Origin of the sequence: Corynebacterium kutscheri (genome assembly GCF_000980835.1) — a bacterium.
In the GTDB taxonomy this organism is placed as follows: Bacteria; Actinomycetota; Actinomycetes; order Mycobacteriales; family Mycobacteriaceae; genus Corynebacterium; species Corynebacterium kutscheri.
On sequence record NZ_CP011312.1, the window covers coordinates 1,310,654 to 1,330,895 of the forward strand.

The 20,242-nt window shown below is 45.4% G+C and carries 19 protein-coding genes; 9 read left to right on the forward strand and 10 right to left on the reverse strand.

Annotation, left to right across the window (positions count from 1 at the left end):
* Window positions 1–124 precede the first annotated feature (124 nt).
* The 4 genes from UL82_RS06005 (at window position 125) to UL82_RS06020 (ending at window position 4,603) form a co-directional block, all read left to right on the forward strand.
* Entirely contained in the window at window positions 125–928 is an 804-nt protein-coding gene (locus UL82_RS06005; protein ID WP_046439662.1) for a DeoR/GlpR family DNA-binding transcription regulator, read from the forward strand.
* Window positions 925–1,890, forward strand: a complete 966-nt coding sequence (locus UL82_RS06010; RefSeq protein WP_046439664.1) for a 1-phosphofructokinase family hexose kinase — start codon at window positions 925–927, stop codon at window positions 1,888–1,890. The genes UL82_RS06005 and UL82_RS06010 overlap by 4 nt, the downstream gene beginning before the upstream one ends.
* An 84-nt stretch (window positions 1,891–1,974) precedes the next feature.
* The gene (locus UL82_RS06015; RefSeq protein WP_046439666.1) at window positions 1,975–4,017 is read left to right on the forward strand and encodes a PTS fructose transporter subunit IIABC; all 2,043 of its coding nucleotides are present in this window, start codon (window positions 1,975–1,977) and stop codon (window positions 4,015–4,017) included.
* Between the two features lie 319 nt (window positions 4,018–4,336).
* Window positions 4,337–4,603, forward strand: a complete 267-nt coding sequence (locus tag UL82_RS06020; protein ID WP_046439668.1) for an HPr family phosphocarrier protein — start codon at window positions 4,337–4,339, stop codon at window positions 4,601–4,603.
* A gap of 191 nt (window positions 4,604–4,794) precedes the next feature.
* Here UL82_RS06020 and UL82_RS06025 read toward each other — a convergent pair whose 3' ends face one another.
* Together UL82_RS06025 and hflX are read right to left on the reverse strand one after the other, a co-directional pair.
* Window positions 4,795–6,081 (reverse strand): uracil-xanthine permease family protein, encoded by a 1,287-nt coding sequence (locus tag UL82_RS06025; RefSeq protein ID WP_046439670.1) that lies wholly within the window; start codon window positions 6,079–6,081, stop codon window positions 4,795–4,797.
* Between the two features lie 124 nt (window positions 6,082–6,205).
* A complete protein-coding gene (gene hflX, locus UL82_RS06030; RefSeq protein ID WP_407921672.1) occupies window positions 6,206–7,867 on the reverse strand; it encodes a GTPase HflX in 1,662 nt (553 codons plus the stop codon).
* Between the two features lie 226 nt (window positions 7,868–8,093).
* Here hflX and UL82_RS06035 point away from each other — a divergent pair, with 226 nt between their 5' ends.
* Entirely contained in the window at window positions 8,094–8,837 is a 744-nt protein-coding gene (locus tag UL82_RS06035; RefSeq protein ID WP_046439672.1) for a hypothetical protein, read from the forward strand.
* A 200-nt stretch (window positions 8,838–9,037) separates the two neighbouring features.
* Window positions 9,038–9,571: a hypothetical protein gene (locus UL82_RS06040; protein WP_083966434.1), complete on the forward strand. Its 534-nt coding sequence runs from the start codon at window positions 9,038–9,040 to the stop codon at window positions 9,569–9,571.
* 29 nt (window positions 9,572–9,600) lie between these two features.
* Here UL82_RS06040 and dapF read toward each other — a convergent pair whose 3' ends face one another.
* From dapF to UL82_RS06055, 3 genes are read right to left on the reverse strand one after another with little or no spacing between them, the layout of a single operon-like run.
* Window positions 9,601–10,455 carry a diaminopimelate epimerase gene (gene dapF / locus UL82_RS06045; protein WP_395921542.1) on the reverse strand — a complete coding sequence of 285 codons (855 nt, stop codon included), beginning with the start codon at window positions 10,453–10,455 and terminating at the stop codon, window positions 9,601–9,603.
* Between the two features lie 8 nt (window positions 10,456–10,463).
* Window positions 10,464–11,387 (reverse strand): tRNA (adenosine(37)-N6)-dimethylallyltransferase MiaA, encoded by a 924-nt coding sequence (gene miaA / locus UL82_RS06050; protein WP_083966435.1) that lies wholly within the window; start codon window positions 11,385–11,387, stop codon window positions 10,464–10,466.
* A complete protein-coding gene (locus UL82_RS06055; protein ID WP_046439675.1) occupies window positions 11,384–12,034 on the reverse strand; it encodes a hypothetical protein in 651 nt (216 codons plus the stop codon). Before UL82_RS06055 ends, miaA begins: the two co-directional genes overlap by 4 nt.
* A gap of 319 nt (window positions 12,035–12,353) precedes the next feature.
* On the opposite strand from UL82_RS06055, the gene UL82_RS06060 reads away from it, so the two are divergent.
* Complete coding sequence (locus tag UL82_RS06060; RefSeq protein ID WP_046439676.1) at window positions 12,354–13,661, forward strand: DUF349 domain-containing protein; 1,308 nt, start codon at window positions 12,354–12,356, stop codon at window positions 13,659–13,661.
* Window positions 13,662–13,741: 80 nt separating this feature from the next.
* Window positions 13,742–14,887 (forward strand): GNAT family N-acetyltransferase, encoded by a 1,146-nt coding sequence (locus tag UL82_RS06065; RefSeq protein ID WP_046439678.1) that lies wholly within the window; start codon window positions 13,742–13,744, stop codon window positions 14,885–14,887.
* 23 nt (window positions 14,888–14,910) lie between these two features.
* On the opposite strand, the gene UL82_RS06070 is transcribed toward UL82_RS06065, so the two are convergent.
* Window positions 14,911–15,294, reverse strand: coding sequence for a winged helix-turn-helix transcriptional regulator (locus tag UL82_RS06070; protein ID WP_046439680.1), 384 nt, complete (start codon window positions 15,292–15,294; stop codon window positions 14,911–14,913).
* A gap of 103 nt (window positions 15,295–15,397) precedes the next feature.
* Between UL82_RS06070 and UL82_RS06075 the strand changes: the two genes are divergently transcribed.
* Window positions 15,398–16,003 (forward strand): NAD(P)-dependent oxidoreductase, encoded by a 606-nt coding sequence (locus UL82_RS06075; RefSeq protein WP_046439682.1) that lies wholly within the window; start codon window positions 15,398–15,400, stop codon window positions 16,001–16,003.
* A 59-nt stretch (window positions 16,004–16,062) separates the two neighbouring features.
* Here UL82_RS06075 and UL82_RS06080 read toward each other — a convergent pair whose 3' ends face one another.
* From UL82_RS06080 to recA, 4 genes are all read right to left on the reverse strand, one after another.
* On the reverse strand, window positions 16,063–16,707 hold the full coding sequence (locus UL82_RS06080) for an Rv2732c family membrane protein (protein ID WP_046439684.1): 645 nt from the start codon (window positions 16,705–16,707) through the stop codon (window positions 16,063–16,065).
* 18 nt (window positions 16,708–16,725) lie between these two features.
* Window positions 16,726–18,276 carry a tRNA (N6-isopentenyl adenosine(37)-C2)-methylthiotransferase MiaB gene (miaB, locus tag UL82_RS06085; RefSeq protein WP_269078381.1) on the reverse strand — a complete coding sequence of 517 codons (1,551 nt, stop codon included), beginning with the start codon at window positions 18,274–18,276 and terminating at the stop codon, window positions 16,726–16,728.
* 143 nt (window positions 18,277–18,419) lie between these two features.
* Window positions 18,420–19,013 (reverse strand): regulatory protein RecX, encoded by a 594-nt coding sequence (locus UL82_RS06090; protein ID WP_046439685.1) that lies wholly within the window; start codon window positions 19,011–19,013, stop codon window positions 18,420–18,422.
* Window positions 19,006–20,115: a recombinase RecA gene (recA, locus tag UL82_RS06095; RefSeq protein ID WP_046439687.1), complete on the reverse strand. Its 1,110-nt coding sequence runs from the start codon at window positions 20,113–20,115 to the stop codon at window positions 19,006–19,008. Before recA ends, UL82_RS06090 begins: the two co-directional genes overlap by 8 nt.
* Window positions 20,116–20,242: the final 127 nt, after the last annotated feature.

Genomic DNA, 20,242 nt, shown 5'->3' on the forward strand with positions numbered 1-20,242 from the left:
TTTTAAGAACTAGCCCTCACAATGGACTTAAAAAATGCATAACCAATAACAATAAAAGCATGTCGTGGCCATAAAAAGTCACCACGGGCATCACTCAAAAACGATCAGACACCAGGAGGTGAATATGGCCACACTTGCCGAAGTCAGCGATCGACAAACAACAATTGTTGCGATTACCGAACAATTAGGACGATGTAGCGTTGCTCATTTAGCTCAACAATTTGATGTCACTCCAGAAACAATTCGCCGCGACCTCAAACAACTAGAGACACAAGGCCTACTGCGCCGAGTACACGGGGGAGCTATTATCGGCGGCGGTACTTCACCTAGCGACCTCCTTGCTGTTGATGAAGTAAATGACCTTCCGATTCATCAATCACAGCGACGCAAACAAGCTATTGCTCAAGCTGCTTTAGAACTTATTCCTAGCCCTTGTGCTTCTATTTTTATTGATGCTGGTTCTACCACTGAAGCCTTTGCTAATACTCTGGCCAGGCACTATGTCGGTCAATCCTGGGTTGTCGTAACCAACTCCCCCAATATTGCCCGCAGTTTAGCCACAGCAGGAGTACCAAGTGTTTCTATCGTGGGCGGTATTGTCAAAGCACGGACTCAAGCCATAGTTGGGCCTCAAGCAACCGAAGCATTAAAAAATTTGCGTGCTGATATCGCTTTCCTAGGTACTACCGGACTTAGCATTGATAGAGGATTAACTACCTCTGATCCGCGAGAAGCCGATATGAAAACAGCCATGCTGCATCAATCAAATATTTCTGTTGCACTATGCGACTCCACCAAAATTGGCAAAGATTCAGTGGAAACTTTCGCAGCTCTAAATGACCTGAACTTTATTGTCACTGATAAAAATATCAGCCAATCAAATATTGACTCATTACGTAATTTCGACCCTGAATTGGTGATTCCATGATAGTCACACTAACCCCTAACCCTAGTATTGATGCCACTTTCAATCTAGGTACCACACTTGAACGCGGCCAAGTTCACCGTCTAACCGGAAGCCAACGCGTTGCTGGCGGCAAGGGAATCAATGTTTCTGGAGCAGTTTTAGCTGCCGCAAAAAAGACTATCGCGCTATTTCCTGCCGCAGCCGATGATCCTTTCATCACCTTAGTGAAAAACCAGGAACTCCCCTGCGCAACTGTATCTGTTACCGAGCCGGTACGAGTAAACACAGCTATTACTGAAACAGACGGCACTACTACAAAACTAAATGGTCAAGGTGCTACTTTAACTGAACAACAGCAACGAGCCGTCGAAAAGCTCCTTATTGATCACTGCGCTCACGCCGAATGGGCAGTTCTTGCTGGTTCCTTACCACCTGGAGTTCCACAAGATTGGTATGCTCAGTTAACCCAACTTTTATATAAGAACTATCCAAACATCAAAGTTGCAATCGATACCTCAGATGCCCCACTTATTGCGCTTAGTCAACAATTAGAGTCAACTGCTCCAAGCATTCTAAAACCTAATGGCATGGAACTCGGCCAGCTTGTCGGCGTCAATGGTCTTGAACTAGAAGCACAGGCCGAAAAAGGTAACTATTTACCCGTTATAGAAGCTGCACGTAAGATGGTAGTACGCGGTGTAGAACATGTGCTAGTTACTCTAGGTAGTGCCGGCGCTGTTCTTGTTACCACAAATAATGCCTGGGTAGCAACCCCACCACCAGCAAAAATTCTATCAACTGTTGGTGCTGGCGATTGTACTTTGGCAGGTTTTATCATGGCGCACACTGATGGCAAACCTCTTGATGAATGTCTACGACAAGGCGTTGCTTACGGCACTGCGGCGGCAAGTCTACCTGGTACCACCATTCCGACCCCAGACCAAGTAAATATTGCGGAAACAACCATCCGCACACTGGTCTGACATAATTTCATAACCTCTTATTAATGCGGGCCGAGGCCTAAAAGTTTGTGAAGCTTTGGCCCCAGTGACACAAGGATTCAACCTATGTCTGAACCTATTATCACCACCGACCTTGTCGCGCTTGATCGCAAGTTAGGCACCGACACCACCGGTGTAATCACAGCTTTGGCACAGATTGTTGCAGATGCACACCGTGCTAACTCCGCTGAGCAACTTGCTAACGATGCCTTGACCCGTGAAGCAAAATCTGGCACTGGCGTTCCGGGTGGCATTGCTATCCCACACTGCCGCTCTGAGGCAGTCAGCGTACCAACGCTGGCCTTTGCACGCTTAAGTGAAGCCGTAGACTTCTCCGGGCCTGATGGAGCGGCCAACCTGGTCTTCCTTATCGCAGCTCCGGCTGGCGGCGGAAAAGAACACCTCAAGATTCTCTCTAAACTGGCTCGTGCTCTTGTTCGCAAAGACTTTGTCCAAGCTCTTCGTGATGCACAAACAGAAACAGAGATCGTCACACTAGTTACTGAAGTAATCAATGCTGAACCGAAGAAAAAAGCTACTTCAGTAGCAGCTCCACCAACCGATTCAACACCAAACTCCGATGTCACCCGCATCGTGGCTATTACTGCCTGCCCAACTGGTATTGCACACACCTATATGGCTGCCGATTCGCTCACCCAAACCGCTCAGGAAATGGATGGGGTCGAACTGGTTGTGGAAACTCAAGGTTCTTCTTCGGTTACTCCGGTACCACAAGAAACAATCAAAGCTGCCGACGCGGTCATATTTGCTACCGACGTGGGAGTAAAAGATCGGGAACGTTTTGCTGGTAAGCCGGTCATTGAATCAGGTGTCAAACGAGCAATCAATGAGCCTGCAATCATGATTCAAGAAGCTATCGCAGCAGCAAAGAACCCTCACGCTCGTACAGTCAGTGGCAGTGCTGCTACTAGCTCTACAGAAGAAGGCACTGGATTAAGCTGGGGCAAACGCATCCAACAAGCAGTCATGACTGGCGTTTCTTATATGGTGCCGTTTGTTGCTGCTGGTGGTTTGCTACTAGCGCTAGGCTTCCTCTTCGGTGGTTACGATATGGCCAATGGTTGGTCAGCTATCGCTACTGGTTATTCATTAACCGATCTTCCAGGTAACACCGTTATAGTTGACGGTGCCGAGATGGTCTTTGAACGCTCTGACCTCTTGCTTTATATCGGTGCTGTTCTCTTTGCTATTGGCCAAGCTGCTATGGGCTTTATTGTTCCGGCTTTGTCGGGCTATATCGCCTATGCTCTTGCCGGACGTCCAGGTATTGCACCAGGTTTCGTAGGTGGCGCTATCTCTATCTCCCTTGGTGCTGGCTTCATTGGTGGTCTGGTCACCGGTTTACTCGCAGGTTTGATTGCAATGTGGATCGGTTCGTGGAAGGTACACCGTATTATTGCTTCACTCATGCCGGTAGTTATTATCCCGCTGCTTACCTCCCTCATCGTCGGCCTAGCCATGTTCTTATTGCTGGGTCGTCCACTGGAAGCAATTATGACCGGACTACAAAACTGGTTAGCTGGGATGTCTGGTTCCTCCGCTATTTTGCTAGGAATTATTTTGGGTCTCATGATGTGCTTCGATCTTGGTGGCCCGGTTAATAAAGCTGCATATCTCTTCGCTACTGCTGGTCTATCTACTGGTGATGAGGCTTCCATGCAAATTATGGCTGCAGTTATGGCCGCTGGCATGGTTCCACCAATTGCACTTTCTATCGCTACTTTGATTCGCAAGAATCTCTTTACCCCAGCAGAGCAAGAAAACGGTAAATCAGCCTGGCTATTAGGACTCTCTTTTGTCTCCGAAGGTGCTATTCCTTTCGCAGCTGCCGATCCTTTCCGAGTCATTCCAGCCATGATGGCTGGTGGCGCAGTTACTGGTGCCCTATCTATGGCGCTTGGCGTTGGTTCGCGCGCTCCTCACGGTGGTATCTTCGTGTTCTTTGCCATTGACCCACTCTGGGGATGGATTATCGCGTTGCTCGCTGGTATCGCTACCGCTGCCGCAGCAGTAATTGCTTTAAAACAACTATGGCCTAATAAGACCATTGAAGCAGCTGCTGCAAAAGCAGAAAAAGTTGCTGCCTAGTAGATTATTAGCTACTGGCAGCTACTAAAAATAATTCTCGATATAAAAGCGCTTTCCCACTGTGGAGGGCGCTTTTTAAGTAGGAAAACCTCCGTTCAAACAATAAAACAGAACAAATTCGGGAAGAAACGGAATCAAACGAGATAAATCACATATATTTTTTCGGATTTTCCCACATTTTGCATAGCGAAGTAATTCATTCCCGCCTACAATCGGACACAGGTCTTCTAGATATCAATATAGAAGCACTCATATATCACTATCACAGCGCCCTTTCCCCAATCACATGAACGGGTGGGCACAATGAAAGGACCATTTCATGGCTTCCAAGACCGTTGTGGTCGGCTCCGCCGTCGGCCTGCACGCACGTCCTGCTTCTATCATCGCTGAAGCTGCCGGTGAGTACGATGAGGAGATCTTCCTCGCTCTCGAAGGCGAAGACGATGATGAAACCGATGCTGCTTCTTCTCTCATGATCATGGCTCTGGGCGCTGAAAAGGGTGACAAGGTTACCGTTACTTCCGAGAACGCTGAAGCCGTCGAAAAGATTGCTGCTCTTATCGAGAAAGATCTCGACGCTGAGTAAAAATTAATTCAGCATAAAAATCCGGTGTATTGAACCACAAAAAATGGCTTTAACACACCGGATTTTTCATACCCCAAGCACATTTTTAATACCCATGCCTGGGACTATCTCAGTTCCTACAAAAACGCTGTATATCCAACCAAAGCTAGCTAGAATTACTCCGTTCTAGCTAGCCTAAGCGCGTTCTAGGGTTAATATTTAGCACCGTTGCCTTCACCGATATAGGTATAAATCCATTTCATAAGAGGATATAAAACAATAATCCCCATGGATCCCCAAGCAATACCTTGGAGTTCTAAGCCAAATATACTCAAGGTCAGATCACCAATACCAGCAACTAACGCTACTGCCGCCATTGTAAGATTCACTGGATTATTAAAATTAACCTTATTATCTTGCCAAATACGTACCCCGAGCATGCCAATCAAACCATAAAGGACAATCGCAGCACCACCAAGTACACCGCTAGGGATAGTAAAAATCAGGGCACCAAATTTAGGGATAAAAGCCAAGACCACTGCAGTTAAAGCAGCTACCCAATATGCGGCCGTCGAATACACTTTAGTGGCAGCCATAACGCCAATATTTTCTGCATATGTTGTAGTTCCTGAACCACCAAAACCACCGGCTAAAGTAGTACCAACACCATCTGCGATTAAAGCATCTCCGGCAATATCATCAATATTTTTACCAGTCATTTCACTGACTGCTTTTACGTGTCCAACATTTTCCGCAATAAGTACAATAACTACGGGTAAGGTAACCAAAATAGCTGACTGCGTAAAAACTGGAGTATGAAACTCAGGCCATCCAACCCACGAAGCAGCAGCAATTGTTTCAGCTGCATTTTCCGATAAATTTCCACTTAGAGCTGCATAAATCCAACCGATTATCACGCCGAGCAAAATACCCAAACGAGCCATCATTCCTCTACCACCAACAGTAAATAATAAGATGGCAAATAACGTCACTGCTGCCACACCTGGTTGCGAAACAAAGTTTGTTGTTGCCGCTGGTGCCAAGTTCAAACCAATCAAAGCCACGATAGCGCCGGTTACTGCTGGTGGCATCACCAAATCAAGTACCCGTTTACCTAAAGCTTTTACGATAAAACCAACGATAATCAAGGTAATACCCACAGCAACCACGCCGCCGAGCTGCACCCCAATGCCTTCTGATTGGCTAGCCATCAGTGGAGCAATAAAAGCAAAAGAACTACCCAAATACGACGGTAACCGATTACGGGTAATGAGCAGAAAAATCATGGTGCCTAAACCAGAAAATAATAACGTCGTGTTAACTGGAAAACCGGTCAGAGTAGGAACCAAAAGTGTTGCACCAAACATTGCAATTACATGCTGCATACCAATACCAATAGTTCGTGTCCAGCTCAATCGCTGATCTGGAGCAACAATCGCTCCTGGTTCGATATGCTTACCATCACCATGCACAGTCCAGCGCCATGTAGAAATACTCACGAACGTACATTATCCGTTGTCAGAGCTCTTTTTCACAATTTTCTAACCACATCATGAAAATAAATGAAGCAATAAGAATACAGTTCTTATTGCTTCATTTTTAGTTATTTAATATCTACTCTACTTAACTGGTCACAATAAACTCTTTTAATTCATCTGCCATCGACTGCGGCAAGCGAATATCTAGTTTGGTACCAGCGTCGGTATATTCCTCGTAAACAACAGTTGCCTGCTCATGCAAGCGTGAAACAATATCACCACGAGTAAATGGGATAAGTAATTCAACATGAGCATCCAAAGTATTAAGGAAAAGTTCTACTCGGGTCTCTAGCTCTGGAATCCCTTGCCCAGTGTGTGCAGAAACAAAAATAACGTCGTCAAACGCATGTTTCAGCTCTGCCAAAACTAACGGATCAGCAGCATCAATCTTATTAACCACAATGATCTCTGGTGGCGCTTCTACTCCCAGTTCTCGAACAATATCGCTAATAACCCCATTGACTGCTTCAATTTGTTTTAATGGGAAAGGATCAGAACCATCAACGACGTGTAGCACAAGATCAGCTTCTACCACTTCTTCTAAGGTAGAACGGAATGCTTCCACTAACTGGGTAGGTAAATGGCGTACAAATCCCACAGTGTCGGTAAACACTACCGTACGACCATCACCAAGTTCTGCACGCCGGGTAGTAGGATCCAAGGTGGCAAATAAAGCATCTTCTACTAGTACCCCAGCACCAGTCATAGCGTTAATCAACGATGACTTACCAGCATTGGTGTATCCAGCAATTGCGATCTGTGGGATTGTAGCAGCACGTCGCTGGGAGCGTTTAATCTCACGAGCAGTTTTCATGCCAGCGATTTCTTTACGCAATTTCGCCATATCTGCACGCAATCGACGACGATCTGCCTCAATTTTGGTTTCGCCAGGACCACGCAAACCCACGCCGCCATTAGAACCTGCTCTACCACCAGCCTGGCGTGATAATGCACCACCCCAACCACGCACACGCGTAATTAAATATTCCATCTGTGCTAGTGATACTTGTGCTTTGCCTTCTTTGCTCTTGGCATGTTGAGCAAAAATATCCAAAATAAGCATGGTGCGGTCAATGACTTTAACGTCTAATGCTTTTTCTAAAGCAATCATCTGACCAGGGGATAATTCACCATCACAAACCACTGTATCAACACCGGTTGCTTGCACAATCTCAGCAAGCTCTTTTACTTTGCCAGAACCGATATAGGTACCTGGATCGGGTCGATCTCGTTTTTGGTAGAGCATATCGACGATTTCCGAACCAGCAGTTTCAGCTAGTGCTGCTAGTTCATTCATTGTCGCTTCAATTTCAGCGGTAGTGCCGCTAGTCCACACTCCTACAAGGATGACTCTTTCTAGACGCAGTTTTCGATACTCAACGTCATAGCCATCATCTTGATCAGTAGCATGGATTTCACTACCACGAGTCAATCGTCGTAAAGAAGAACGAGCTTCTAAGTCAAGTTCACCGGTAGTTGGAGCGTGCTGATTCGAAAACTGATCCAACAAACTGGTATCAAAAATCTCGTCGTCAGTACCAGATCGGATCAAGCCAGTAAGATCCTCACTGTGTGGTTCCGCCGGTTGAGTAGGTAAATGATCACTAAAAGCCTTATCTAATAGCGAATCTCTCACACTATTTTTAGGCTCTTGAGTATGAGCACCTAATGAGTATTTCTTTTTAGTCTCAGATTCCTGCGGCTGCTGATCACGGTTAAATTCAGGTTTAAAATTATTTTTAGTCATAATAGTTCTCCTCATTCTTACATAGATGTGCTGGTCATCGCTACCAATTACAGGTTTTCTCTTCAGGCATAGAAGATTTTTTCACTCAGCCATCACCTAGCCATAGCTGAAAACACCGTTATAAGCTCACTGATCCCGAACTACTACTGCATACCAAAAACTAGGGCGCAGATCACGACACTTCGATACGCACATCAGGACTCACAACCACGTAAGATGGGCAGCTATGAGCACAGACCTGTTAAGCCTAGGTATGAAATTTGATAAGTGGCAGGACGCAGTTGAAGCGGCCATCGCTACCAATAAACTCACCGTCACTGGGGAAGTTCGCGGCGGTCAATTAATCCAATATTCTGATTCCTCGGGCGCTCAAATTAATATTCTCGCAGTTGAACCTTTTGCTACTTTTGCTGGTTTCGAATCCGTAGCGCTTAGCTTTGGACACGTCAGCATGATCAATGATGTGTTAGCACTGTGTGAAATTGTCGATTACAACGATCAACCAGTAACTACAGTTACCTTAAACCTAGCTCAAGGACCTTTGCTTATCGACGAACCTGAACAACGCTGGCAACAAGTTGCTGTCACCGCTCTAGCTACTGATGTGGCTTACTATGAAACGGTTGCCGACTTTGAAGAAACTACTGGTAATAAAGTCGGTACATTAACTTCTCTCGGCGCACAAAAAATTAATGATGGTGCCACTACCCCTGATGCCAGCGCAACTTTTAGCGCTCGTGTACTAGAGGCTGACTACCGTACAAATTCCCTCACTGGCGAGCGTTTTATCCATGCTACTGTCGACGGTTCTTTTGCTTTCGATGTTTGCCTCCCGGACACCATTGAATTACCAGTGAAAAATTCAGTACTTGCTGGATCGGCAGTCATGGTTGGTTCTATTATTGCTCCTCAAGGTTGTGGTTCCGGCGGGGGCGGTTGTGGTTCCGGTGGCTGCGGCTGTGGACACTAATGAAATTTTAACACCATACCTATTTCACCACACCCTATTTTAAGAACAGACTCAACGCCCAATGTTTACCATTGGGCGCTTTTCTTATCCATTTTCACCCTATCCACCAGGTTTAATTTACTTTTATCACCACGGAAGCAAAAACAGAACATTACTTATTTGTTATATTTTATTCCCTGTTTATACCAAGATTCGGTACAATGATCGTCATTATGCCAGATTTTGACGGACTTCCCATCAACGCACAACGGCCTCGATGGCCTCTTATTGTGATCGTCATCGGTTGCCTTGTTCTAATCTGGTTACTTAAATTTCCTGGGGTAGTACTAGCTTCATTTATCTTGTTATCAAGCTACCTGCTGATTCATTTCACTCCTGATGAAAAAGAAACAGCCGCGCTGCGTTCTAGCATTACCCTATCGATGGAAGACATCCAAGATGTTTTGGATCAGTATCATGATTTCCTTCATGGTCAGTCCACCGAGACCATTGCTGATCGTACCCTGTACCGCCCAGCACTAGCTGATCTCGACTGTCAAGAAGAAGCGATCGAGCGCTTTCACTATTTAGTCAATACTTCAGATCGCTTTACTTCCCGAATGCATGCCCGGCTGGAACGAAATCTTAACATCACACAATTAGAAAAACTCTTACAAATTGCCGATGCTCGTGCCGCTGAATTAGAAGAATCCTGGCTCGCTGCGCGCAAGGCCGCACGCCGTCTGAGCGAATAACCATCCCACTTCAACTAGCAACAACAAACCTATATCAACGAAGTTGTTCCCCGAGCCACAATTTTCGACGGCCCGCGCAATACCGAACCATTAGCGTCAATAGTCACAATTACCGTCCCTCCAGGCACATGCACTTCAACCACGCCTTCAGTATTTCCTTGATCAGCAAGTGCGGCAAGCGCAGTAGCAACAGTGCCTGTGCCACAACTACGGGTCTCTCCTACTCCTCGCTCATACACGCGCATACTTGTTGCACCATTAGTGATTTCTGTGGCAATTTCCACGTTGACTCCAGCAGGAAAAAACTCTGGATCAAAAACAGGTTGGGTTAAAAATAGCTTCGTTAAATCATCACTACTCAGATTAGGAACAATGCATGCAAGGTGTGGGTTTCCTACATTAACGCCTAACCCGGCAAAAGTCTTATCACCAATAATGCACGTCGATACTCCCATAACCTCAGCAGAACCCATATTTACCGAAATATCAGCATTTTTATCATCACAGCTGTGTACAGTGACAGTTTTTGCCCCCGCCCGGGTACCAATCACAAATTGCTCACTGTTTACTAAATTTTGTGCGAATACCCAATGGGCAAAAACGCGCGCACCATTACCGCACATCTCTGCTATCGAACCATCTGCATTGTAGTAGTCCATAAAAAGATCGGTATCAGAAATACCCTCATCAAGTGTGTTAATCATCCCTGAGTTTACTAATGCACCAGCACGTACCACACGCAATAAACCATCAGCACCGATCCCAGCACGACGATCACATAACAACGTAATTTTTTCTGCCGATAAATCATAATGAGCATCAAGGTCTTCGACGATAACAAAATCGTTTTCAGTGCCGTGTCCTTTAGCAAAATTTAACACCATAGCCATCCTTATTCAGCGATACCGTATTTTTGGTTTATTATCTCGTTGATTACCCGATCCGTTATATTTTCCGCATCTAACCAGGTAATACGTGGATCACGGTTAAACCAACTACGTTGTCTGCGCACATACCGACGCGTGCCAATAACGGTTTTTTCTTCAACTTCCGCCCAATCAAGTTCGCCTGCTCTAGCCGCAAGTACTTGGTTATAGCCAATGGCACGACCTGCTGTTGAATCAGCAATGAGTCCATGCTGGTTAACTAGTTGATCAACTTCTTCAACAAAACCCGCTTCAAACATCATCCGAGTACGAGTTTCAATACGTGGATTAAGCCAATCAGTACTAGTGCGCAATCCCAAAATCATAGTATTCCACCGCGGAGGCGCATCTTTTTCCGGCTGAGATGCTTTAAATGGCTGCCCGGTTAACTCAATAACTTCTAGCGCGCGGATCGTACGACGAGGATCTTTATCTTCAATAATTGCAGCAGCCGCAGGATCTACTAAAGCTAACTCAGCATGAAGGGCATCAATTCCTATTTCCGCCAAACGTTTTTCATAGCGTTGACGCACTGTGTTATCGGTAGGTGGAAACTGCCAGTTATCGATAAGCGATTGCACATACAGCATGGAACCACCAACGAGAATAGGAACCTTGCCGCGAGAAAGAATATGTTCGATATCTTTAATTGCTGAAAGCTGATACCGTGCCACGGACGCAGTCTCTGTGACTTCCCATACATCAAGTTGGTGGTGTGGGATTCCTTCTCGTTCAGCTAGGGAAAGTTTTGCGGTACCAATGTCCATATGCTTATACAGTTGCATGGAATCTACATTGACTATTTCCCCATTCAGTTTATGAGCTAATTGAATACCTAATGCAGATTTTCCACTAGCAGTAGGACCGACAATAGCAATAGGACGGATCACCACTCTACCTCCCAACGAGCAACATAACGGCCAACGCCAAGGGATTCATCAACATAATGTAACTGTGCATCGCTAACAGTTAGCTGCGCTAATTCAAGCCATAGCTGAGGTGCTAGTACACCACGCTCAGATAACCACTTCTGATCAACTTCTAGGTTATTTTGACGAGAAGAACTAGTTGTAGCCAATAGATCACAACACCATTGATGAGCTTGAGCTGCGGTATCAATCAGTGCCAGCGGAGCACGTGCAGTCAGACCAGCGCTACCATCTAGAATACATAACACCAGTTCAGGCGGGTTGATAATAACCTCAGCAAAAGAAGCATAAGATTTAATTTCTACCTGGTGTATGCGCTTACCCTGTTCTTTTGTTCCAATAAGGTAATAACCAATTAGTTCGGGTAAGTACTGCCCCACACCAAGCTGAACCTGGGGTGCACCCCAGGCTTGAAAACTACCGGAAATATTTGTGCGCATGGCTTCATCTTTATCGCCGACAATTGCGATACGTGCCGCGCCACTCGATGTGTTTATACACTCACGTGCGATTTCTCGAAGCTCATGCGACGGCTTATCGCTACCAAGCCCGTCGATAATTGCTGGTGATCCTGGCGCGATAATCACTGTGCTACGGTGTGCGGTCATTGTATCGATTCTAATGCCTTACTTCCTTAAGAGCTGTAGCCGCAATGCTACGAGCATACGATGTTGATTCTTTCACCTAATGAACTAAATGGTGGCATAAATATCTCACTGTATCTTTTGGTATCTCGGCGACAATGAACTGACAGCACTGCGGGTAAAAGGTATCTTTATAAACAGTGAGTTTTGCATATGCGCATATGCATCTTCAGTGCTATGCCATATTTTAAACCCACTTAAGTTTTTCGTATGCTAGTTAGGCACTATACGGTTATCGGCAGCCACGTCGCGTGGCGCGAGTAATAAGAGGAAGAATCCTTTCATGACCACACCAAAGCCCGGCCCCCGCCCTACCCCTGGCGCTCGCCCCGGAGCACACATCCGCACTACTGTCACTGCTGCTAAAACAGCTACCAATCCAGCTGAGTTTGGTCGCATTGACGATACTGGCGCTGTCTTTGTTCGCACTAGTACTGGCGAACGCAAAATCGGCGAGTGGCAAGCTGGCACCCCTCAAGAAGGGCTGGCACATTATGCAGCGCGTTTCGACGATTTAGCCACCGAAGTTAGCCTCTTAGAAACTCGACTTGCAGCACATCCTGAAGACGCTGAACACATTAAGAAAAAGGCTAGTCAGCTTAATGAGGAGGTTCCTAGCGCTGCGGTTATTGGCGATATTGATAGCCTTATTAACCGTCTGGAAACAATCATTTCTAGCTCCGATGCTGCTGCTGAACAAGTAAAACAAGAAAAACAAGCTCACCGCGTTCAAGCTATTGCGCGCAAAGAAGAACTCGTAGCAGAAGTAGAAAATATTGCAGAAACTTCTACAGACTGGAAGATAGCTGGAGACCGAATTTCGGCTATCCTCACCGAGTGGAAAACTATTCGCGGTATTGACCGTAAAACTGATGATGAATTGTGGAAGCGTTATTCTAAAGCGCGCGATTCCTTTAACCGCCGCCGTGGCTCACATTTCGCAGAACTCGATCGTGTCCGTGCAACAGCTCGTAAGATCAAAGAAGACATTGTTGCCCGTGCCGAGGAGTTAAAAGACTCTAACGATTGGTCCGAAACCGCCCGCAAATACCGTGGTCTTATGGATGAGTGGAAAGCAGCTGGTCGTGCACCTCGCGATATCGACGACAAACTGTGGGAAGCTTTCCGTGCTGCAAAAGATCACTTCTTTAATGCACGTAATGAGGTTAATACTGCACGAGACCAAGAATTTGAGGCTAATGCCCAGGCTAAGGATGCATTATTAGCTGAATATGATCAGTTGATTGATCCGGAAAAAGGTCTTGATCAGGCACGTAGAAAGCTCGCTGAATTACAAGAAAAGTGGGAAGCTATCGGTTACGTTCCGCGTAACAAGGTACGTGAGTACGAGGACAAGATCCACGCCGTCGAAAAGCGAGTCACTCAAGCTGCCGATGCTCAGTGGCGTCGTACCGACCCAGCAGCACAAGCGCGAGCTAGCCAATTCTTGGATAAGGTCAAAGATTTTACTGCTCAGGCTGAGCAAGCTGAGGCGAAGGGAAATACAACCAAAGCTGCTGAGCTTCGCCAACAAGCACAGCAGTGGCAAGAATGGGCAGATGCTGCACTCAATGCTGTAGAAAACCGCTAAAAGTTTTCTTTATTACTGCTTCACTGTGGTACCTCGACGCAGGTGCCACAGTTTTTTATTGTCCCTGCTACCCTTTTTTCATGGTTTCCTTTTATCAGGTAGTACTACCTCCAAACCACGCACCGCACAATGAGCCTAGTGACGTTCTGCGCAATTTTATTTTCTCTGCCAACCTTGCTGCTCAAGACATCACCAATGATACTGCAACCAGTTCTTCTGCCACCCAAATTTTATCTGCGCTTGCCGGATCACCACTCAAACAAACCATCCTGCTTGCAGTACAACTAGCTGGTACTACTACCCTTTCGGCTACTGGTAGCTACGGTTATCCAATGATCTCAGCAGTAGAAACCTCCACGCTTACAGCTGGTTTTGTTAATGCTCCAGATAATTTCACCGAACCTATCCTTGGGTTTTTAGAGATCAATTTAAATATGCAATCAGATCTCAATGCCATTGATTGCGATATAACTCTTGATGCAGAGTTACAGCCATTACCTGGAGAAACACTCGATAAAGAGATATTTACCATTGTCTCAGCACTTGTTGCAGAAGCCTGCAGTTTTGCCCAAAAAATTCACCGCCCCGTGGTTCGTTTTTGGCTGCGGCACTCCCACCCAGGTAGCGGACTTCATGAAGTTGTTACCACTGAACTTTCTCAAAATGGTTTTCACTGCGCGCTAGCAGAAATACAAGGTTATATTCCGGCCGAAAAACATATTTTACCGCTACCACCACGTTATAGTTTTGATTTTTATCGCGATCATAATCCGAATAAAGCTCATATCAATAGCTTGCTTAACCTATTTGAACTGGCAGAATCCCATATTCCCACCGGAACGCTTAGTGTATCGCCACAACCATGGACCACACAGCGCCTTAAACAAAGCCATGTGCATACTGTAGATCGCGGAAATCAGACTACTACCGTCATCGTGCTTTTCGACGACCACCCCATCGCCTTTTCAGAGATAATTAACCGAGCTGGATCCCATCCAACAGTGGTTGAACAAGGCGCTACCTTTGTCCACCCACAACATCAAGGTCGCGGAATTGGACAGGCATTAAAAGCCCAGGCCATACGTAGTGCTATCGAGCTTTGGCCAGAAACACGAAAAATTTATACCGATATGGAAATTTCCAATACCCGCATACTAAAAATCAATGAACAATTTGGGTTTCACTCTATCGCACGGACTCAGGCATGGCAGAAAACACTTTCTTAGCTTTATAACCAAGCATCCAATGCTTAGTTCACGCCACGATCATAAGCCTCGCGGTGTGCGATCACCTCATCAACATGTGTCTCTGCCCAACATCGCAAGGTACTCAGCGGTTCAACAATACTCATGCCTAAATCTGTTAGTTGATAGTCAACCCGTGGTGGAATACTCGCGGTAACCTCACGTCTTAGCAATCCATCTCTTTGCATAGAACGAAGAGTTTCAGTAAGCACTTTAGGGCTAATACCTTGTACTTTTTCTTTTAACGTTTTGAAACGTACCTGTTCACCAGTAGCTAGTACTGTCACGATCATAGGCGTCCAGCGATCAGTAAGATGACGGAGTACCGTACGTGATGGGCAAGAAGAATTTAAAATATCCGCAGGTTGATTGACAGAAGTGCTAGTCATATTAAAACTTTCTAAAAAAATTTTCTTTTAGTTACGTTGAGGTAATCAGTTACTAATAGATAGTATCAGTATTGTTCCGATACCACACCAAAAGGAGTACCCCATGAAGATTGCGATAATCGGCGCTACTGGTCTTGTTGGCCAGCCACTTACCCAAGAGGCAAATGATCGAGAACATAAAGTCAGTACCTATACCCGCTCTGGTAGCCTTTCTGGCAGCCACCCCATCCAGCTTCAAGATACCCAAGCTATTACTGAAATCATTAATAATCACGACGCTACAGTTATCACTGTTGCTAGCCGAGATGACTACAACGGTGCAATCAATGCTCACAAAGCGCTTATCGACGCTAAACCTACCGGACGACTCATCGTGGTAGGAGGTGCTGGATCACTCAATACCGAATCTGGCTTGCTTTTCGAAAACCCTAATTTCCCGGCAGAATACCTTCCCGAGGCACAAGCTTTTTACGCCATTTACCAAGCTTATCTCGCAGCAACCGATTTAAATTGGACAATGGTTGCCCCATCCCCACTCATCGCACCAGGAGTACGCACTGGTCAATACCGCACTGAGCTAGATACTATTGCTGGCGATTTTGTTTCCAGTCAAGATTTCGCTGTAGCAATTGTCGATGAAATCGAAAACCCAGCTTTTAGTGGTAAACGTTTTACTGTGGCTTCGACTACAGATAACGCTCGTGGCTAGATAGAAATGGTTAAAAAATGTGGGGTGTTCGCTGTTATGGCAGCGAACACCCCACATTTTTAAGATTGAGTCAAGTCTGGTTTATTTTTTCGTCTTAACGCTGCTTGTCGTCTACAGTCGTCGATAAGCAAAGGATTAGTCTCCGGGTCAAGGTAGTCACGGGAAGTAAAAACAGCTTGCTGTGCCTGACCAACAGCATCCATTTTTTCATTATGTAGACGCTCTTCCTGAGCCCGAAGTTGATCTTCACTACGAGCAAAAATGGTACAACTCAAAGCATAAATCATCACGATAACAGCGATAACTTCTACAATGAAACCAATCCCTAGCCCAGGATCACCATCAACAGCATGAGATTGGATCCGCATCCAAATCCCCAAGAGGGAAACTAGCATCGCTATTCCGCCTAGTAACCAAGCAAAATAGGCACATATCATTCGCCTAGTTATCAACGTTAGTCCCGCAAAAATCACCGTTGCGATACTAGCAATGAACACAAAAATATACTCAGCAATTTTAATGCGCGCTTGACTGGCTGCATCACTGAAAAAAAGTACTTGATAACCGCGAACATCACCGGAATGAAACAAGAACAAACCCACTAAGAAAGTCACCACAGCGCCAACAAGAAACCACTGATAGCTACTCAGATTGATCCGCGCTGCAGCCTGCTTTTCCAACTCAGCATAATCTGGTGTACTCACCCTATGCCCTCTTTTCTATTAGCAGCCACAATTAGTTTGTGCCGGTGCACTTGACGGCGCACCAATTTTAGGTAGCCCCAAGCCTACGCCGACTGGCGCAGTAGTAGGAACCTTGCCGGCAGCCGACATATCCCCCGCCTTTGTCCGACGATGTTCACTAACCCCGGAATCAGCAATTAAGAAGAAAGGTTTCGCCGCAGTCACGCTTACTTTAACAATGTCACCGGGGCGAATCTCTTGATCTAGCTTTCCAGCTGGTAAAAAGTGTACTAAGCGACCATCTCGAGCGCGACCAGTCATACGATGAGTCTTATCATTTTTCCGACCACCATTAGCTTGCACAAGCAACTCTACTTCTTGCCCAATGAGCTTGTTATTCTCTTCTTGGCTAACACGTTCTTGTACTGCAATCAGACGTTCATAACGATCCTGCACTACTTCTTTAGCAACTTGCAGCTCATATTCTGCCGCAGGTGTACCTGGGCGTGGACTGTACTGGAAAGTATAAGCACTAGTAAAACGAGCTTTTTCCATCACATCCAAGGTGGCCTGGAAATCTTCTTCGGTCTCACCGGGGAAACCAACAATAATATCTGTAGTAATAGAGGCATGCGGTATTTTTGCACGAACCTCATCCAAAATTGCTAAAAACTTCTTGCTTCGATAGCTACGACGCATCTGTTTAAGCACTTTGTCTGATCCAGACTGCAATGGCATATGCAACTGTGGGCATACATTCGGAGTCTCCGCCATTGCATCAATAACATCTGAAGTGAACTCTGCCGGGTGTGGGCTAGTAAAACGCAGTCGTTCTAAGCCTTTAATATCTCCGCAAGCTCGCAATAATTTTGAAAAAGCACTTCTATCCCGAGGCGCTTCTGGATCAGCAAAATTAACCCCATAGGCGTTAACATTTTGACCAAGTAAAGTCACTTCTGAAACACCTTGATCAACAAGTGCCTGTACTTCGGCCAAAATATCACCAGGTCGACGATCAACTTCTTTACCACGCAAAGAAGGAACGATACAAAAAGTACACGTGTTATTGCATCCCACCGATACCGAAACCCAACCAGCGTAAGCGGATTCACGTTTTGCTGGCAAGACTGAAGGAAATTGCTCTAAAGAATCCACAATTTCTACTTCAGCACGCGCATTATGCTCTGCGCGATCTAACAGCGCAGGTAGTGAACCAATATTATGGGTACCAAAAACAACGTCTACCCATGGTGCTTTCTCAACTACAGTTTCTTTATCTTTTTGCGCTAAACATCCACCTACTGCAATTTGCATGCCGGGACGTTGTGCTTTAACGCTACGTAACTGACCAAGAGTGCCATATAAACGCTTATCAGCATTTTCACGTACCGCACACGTATTAAACACGACCAGATCTGCTTCTACTCCTTCAGCAGCCTGGACATAACCGGCGTCTTCCAACAAACCAGAAAGGCGTTCTGAATCATGAACATTCATCTGGCATCCGAAAGTACGCACTTCATAGGTACGGCCGCGTCCTATGTCAGTGACGCTATTGGGCAGTGAAAAATCTTGAGTAGGTGCAGACACGCTTGGTCATTGTAGTAGTCATTTCACGCTTTACCTAACACCAACAGCACTAAAAGAAAAAACGCTGATAAAAAGCTCTTTTTAAACCTACCCAAACATAAGAGCCAACCAAGTTCAAGACAGTTCGAATAATAAAAAACTGGTTAGCTTAATTCATTTATTCGACGATCAAGTTCTTGGCGAGCAATACGCATACTTAAACCTGCCGGAAAACCACGCCGAGCCAGCACCCCAACCACCCGACGCAAATCCGCATTGTACATTTTCTTATCGCCTGGTACTTCCTTAATACTACGTGCTTTTTTAGCAGCCAGCTTTTCGGCCTTAGCAGCTTCGTCGTCATCATCTATTTGCGCTAACGCCTGAGCACTAATGCTTTCCGCAATGCCTTTTTCTCTTAACTCCATTGCCAAAATTGAACGTGATTTACCCCGCATGGCAAAACGTTCCCGCACCCATTGTTCTGCAAAAGCCTCATCATTAACTAAGCCAACTCGAATAAAATCTTCAATAACTTTATTAACGATGTCCGGCTCAAATTCTAATGCGATAAGACGATCGGTAAGTTCTTTCCTCGAGCGCAAACGGTGGTCCAATAACAGCAAAGCACGCTTACGCACTTTAGCTTTTTCCTCTTCAAGTCCATGATCAAAAAGATCACTACCATGAGCTTCATAGTGCTCAAGAGCTTCAGCTAAACGTTGTAAGCGTGCTTGCTTATCTTGAGCACTACTCATCGTCTACATCATCAAAATCAACGTTTGGAATTACATCTATACGATCATCAGTTAGCTCATCATTTTGGTTCGCATAAGCACCGATCTTAAGCTTTTGGAAGATTTTATCTTCTAACTCATCAGCAATCTCTGGGTTCGCCTTAAGATGCAACCGAGCTTTTTCTTTACCTTGGCCTAGCTGCTCTCCCTCATAGGTAAACCACGCACCAGACTTTTTCACAATGCCGTTATCAGCAGCAATCTCTAAAATTGAAGCTTCTCGAGAAATACCCTCACCATAAATCACATCAAATTCAGCGACTTTAAATGGTGGAGATACCTTATTTTTAACCACTTTAAGTTTAGTACGGCTACCGATAGCGTCTTGACCATCTTTTAAAGTTTGGGTACGCCGAATATCACAACGCACTGAGGCATAGAACTTCAGAGCTTTACCGCCGGTAGTAGTTTCTGGACTACCGAACATAACGCCAATTTTATCGCGCAATTGGTTAATAAAAATAGCGGTAGTACCAGAGTTATACAGCGCACCAGTTAATTTACGTAGTGCCTGACTCATTAGACGTGCTTGCAAACCAACGTGACTATCACCCATATCACCATCGATTTCTGCCTTCGGAGTCAAAGCAGCTACTGAGTCAATAACAATAAGATCAACAGCACCAGAGCGCACCAACATATCAGTAATTTCTAATGCTTGTTCACCGGTATCAGGCTGAGAAACCAATAACGCATCAGTATCAACCCCTAAATTACGGGCATATTCTGGATCTAAAGCATGCTCAGCATCAATAAAAGCTGCAATACCACCCTCTCTTTGTGCAGAAGCGATAGCGTGTAACGCAACGGTAGTTTTACCAGAAGATTCTGGCCCATAAATCTCAACAATGCGACCACGTGGAAAACCACCGATACCTAATGCAATATCAATTGCAGTATTACCAGAAGAAATAGCTTGCACCGGTGGACGGTTATCATCCCCAAGGCGCATAATTGCACCTTTACCAAAATCTTTTTCAATAAGTGCTAATGCTGCATCAAGAGCCTTTTGACGATTCTCACCTTTTTCGGCAATAACCTTAGTGTTCTTTTTGGAAGCCACGAGACACTCTCCTATTTTTATTAATTACATATTTTGTTACTAATTACGCCAGCACATATCAATGAGATACCACTATGTAGCCAATAATGACACAATGGGATCAAACGTTTTCTTTCTACCCCTGCGC

Excerpts from the sequence above, each read along its gene's own strand:
- UL82_RS06005 (WP_046439662.1), top strand. The coding sequence starts at position 125 with ATGGCCACACTTGCCGAAGTCAGCGATCGACAAACAACAATTGTTGCG.
- UL82_RS06010 (WP_046439664.1), top strand. The coding sequence starts at position 925 with ATGATAGTCACACTAACCCCTAACCCTAGTATTGATGCCACTTTCAAT.
- UL82_RS06015 (WP_046439666.1), top strand. The coding sequence starts at position 1,975 with ATGTCTGAACCTATTATCACCACCGACCTTGTCGCGCTTGATCGCAAG.
- UL82_RS06020 (WP_046439668.1), top strand. The coding sequence starts at position 4,337 with ATGGCTTCCAAGACCGTTGTGGTCGGCTCCGCCGTCGGCCTGCACGCA.
- hflX (WP_407921672.1), bottom strand. The coding sequence starts at position 7,867 with ATGACTAAAAATAATTTTAAACCTGAATTTAACCGTGATCAGCAGCCG.
- UL82_RS06035 (WP_046439672.1), top strand. The coding sequence starts at position 8,094 with ATGAGCACAGACCTGTTAAGCCTAGGTATGAAATTTGATAAGTGGCAG.
- UL82_RS06040 (WP_083966434.1), top strand. The coding sequence starts at position 9,038 with ATGATCGTCATTATGCCAGATTTTGACGGACTTCCCATCAACGCACAA.
- dapF (WP_395921542.1), bottom strand. The coding sequence starts at position 10,455 with ATGGTGTTAAATTTTGCTAAAGGACACGGCACTGAAAACGATTTTGTT.
- UL82_RS06055 (WP_046439675.1), bottom strand. The coding sequence starts at position 12,034 with ATGACCGCACACCGTAGCACAGTGATTATCGCGCCAGGATCACCAGCA.
- UL82_RS06060 (WP_046439676.1), top strand. The coding sequence starts at position 12,354 with ATGACCACACCAAAGCCCGGCCCCCGCCCTACCCCTGGCGCTCGCCCC.
- UL82_RS06065 (WP_046439678.1), top strand. The coding sequence starts at position 13,742 with ATGGTTTCCTTTTATCAGGTAGTACTACCTCCAAACCACGCACCGCAC.
- UL82_RS06070 (WP_046439680.1), bottom strand. The coding sequence starts at position 15,294 with ATGACTAGCACTTCTGTCAATCAACCTGCGGATATTTTAAATTCTTCT.
- UL82_RS06075 (WP_046439682.1), top strand. The coding sequence starts at position 15,398 with ATGAAGATTGCGATAATCGGCGCTACTGGTCTTGTTGGCCAGCCACTT.
- UL82_RS06090 (WP_046439685.1), bottom strand. The coding sequence starts at position 19,013 with ATGAGTAGTGCTCAAGATAAGCAAGCACGCTTACAACGTTTAGCTGAA.